Source organism: Metamycoplasma equirhinis (assembly GCF_006385185.1).
Taxonomy (GTDB): Bacteria; Bacillota_I; Bacilli_A; order Mycoplasmatales; family Metamycoplasmataceae; genus Metamycoplasma; species Metamycoplasma equirhinis.
This window is the reverse complement of the sequence record NZ_VFIX01000017.1, coordinates 1-920: the sequence shown is the minus strand read 5'-3', so window position 1 is coordinate 920 and position 920 is coordinate 1. Positions and strand designations below refer to the sequence as shown.

Here is a 920-nt window from a genome sequence, read left to right as displayed (position 1 = left end):
ACGGTAAACCGGCGAAGGGCTTTCACGCGTCCTTACCTTACTGAGGATGCCACCGCGTGCAGTGCGCCCGCCGACCGCTGTGCCTTCGCGGGTGTGATCGGATACTAGGGTGGGTATCGGGCGCAAGAAGGACACACAAGGAACGACACATACAAGATGTCCCGGTGAGTGGCCGGGCAATCGGAACGGAAACGGAGTGGTGGGTGCCCGGTCGTGTCGAAATCGATGACGTCGCGCCCGTCGTTTCGTGCGGCGTATATCCCGCCAAGGCGGTGGTCGGCGAGGTGGTCCCGGTCAGCGCGGCGGTCTGGCGTGAAGGCCACGAGGCCGTCGCAGCGACGCTGGTCGTGCGCTACCTCGGAGTGCGTTACCCACACCTCACCGACAGACCCCGGGCCAGGGTGCTTCCGACGCCGAGCGAGCCCCAACGCGTCAAGCCGCTGCTGATCCCGATGACGAGCGGCCAGGAGCCCTTCGTTTTCCACGGCCAGTTCACCCCCGACCGGGTCGGATTGTGGACCTTCCGGGTGGATGGTTGGGGTGACCCGATCCACACCTGGCGCCATGGGCTGATAGCCAAGCTAGATGCCGGCCAGGGAGAGACCGAGCTGTCCAACGACCTGTTGGTAGGCGCGGTGCTGTTGGAGCGCGCGGCGACAGGTGTGCCGCGCGGGTTACGCGATCCCCTCCTGGCGGCCGCGGCAGCGCTGCGGACCCCCGGGGACCCGGTGACCCGCACCGCGTTGGCCCTGACACCGGAAATCGAAGAGCTGCTGGCCGACTATCCGCTGCGGGACCTGGTCACCCGGGGCGAGCAATTCGGCGTCTGGGTGGATCGGCCGTTGGCCCGGTTCGGCGCTTGGTATGAGATGTTTCCGCGCTCAACCGGCGGGTGGGACGACGACGGCAACCCGGTACAC

1 pseudogene is annotated in these 920 nt (G+C 67.2%); it reads left to right on the top strand.

Annotated features, from left to right (window positions below):
- Positions 1–203: 203 nt before the first annotated feature.
- Positions 204–920: pseudogene (gene glgE / locus FJM08_RS08435) on the top strand (alpha-1,4-glucan:maltose-1-phosphate maltosyltransferase); the annotation flags it as partial.